This is a genomic window from Bradyrhizobium jicamae (assembly GCF_001440395.1).
Taxonomy (GTDB): domain Bacteria; phylum Pseudomonadota; class Alphaproteobacteria; order Rhizobiales; family Xanthobacteraceae; genus Bradyrhizobium; species Bradyrhizobium jicamae.
Genome location: NZ_LLXZ01000213.1, coordinates 6414 through 7331 on the forward strand (window position 1 = coordinate 6414; position 918 = coordinate 7331).

2 protein-coding genes are annotated in these 918 nt (G+C 56.0%); both read right to left on the minus strand.

Translation table 11 applies throughout. From position 1 onward, the window contains the following. Nucleotides 1–377 (minus strand): lysozyme (locus CQ12_RS36915; RefSeq protein ID WP_157088716.1); only part of this gene is annotated, 377 nt, incomplete at its 3' end. 303 nt (nt 378–680) lie between these two features. After that, nucleotides 681–918, minus strand: a 238-nt coding sequence (locus tag CQ12_RS45755) for a hypothetical protein (protein WP_210180606.1), incomplete at its 5' end; no start/stop codon positions are given.

Consider the following 918-nt stretch of genomic DNA (forward strand, 5'->3'; position numbering starts at 1 on the left):
TTGCCGCCAGCGTTGACATACTGGAGTAGCGTCGCCATCGCGCCGTCGATGTTCCCCGCGTTGATCTTGTCATCGACAGTGCCGCTACCGAGGGCACCCGTGTTGAAGTGGAACGACACCAGCGCATCGAACTGCGGCTGGCTCAACGGGACCTTAATGATCCGGGATACGTCCTTTTCGACGGCCCCAAGGTCTGAGGCGAGAATCTGATCGCACTGCGCATCCGTGATCGTCATCCCGGCCACGACTTTCGGAGCACCCGCCGCGGTCGTATGTCCATAGCCGATCGTCAGGACTCCCGTGCCATCGTCGTAGGTGTGCAGGAATTTGCCCTCAAAGGCCTCGATAAAGGCCCGGCCGTTGTCGGATGTCTTCATGAATTCTCCCAAAAGAAAAAGCCGCCCGAAGGCGGCTTGTTGGACAAAAATCGTAGATGCGTTGCGCTAGGGTATCTTCCACCTCACGCATTCTGGTTCGCTCACCGACTTTGAGTCATGCGGTTCGCAAATCAGATACGGTTTCGATTTTAGGAAACTTGGGTGCCAGTTGTCCGAAAGCCATTTCAGGCCGACAATCAGAGCAATAACTGACGCGAAGAGGATGGCTTTTTTTATACGTTCGGGCATGGGTACGCGAATTGCTGAATCGCGCTTCTACTCGCTCCCGTTGACTCGCGCAAGTCAGATGATCCTCATCGCGTAGTTGCAAATGACGCTTGGCTGCACCGTGCTAAACGGTGTGCTCGTACCCCCCTGCGCGGTGCCGGAGAACGTGCCACTGCCATTTGAGATAACGGTAGAATTGCCCCCAGGAATCGGGATCGGATTGCCGCCCGCGGAAACGCTCACATTACCGGTATTGTTGGTGAATTGAGCGGTCGATGAAACTGACACAGACGGCACGGAACCAGCTGGCGTA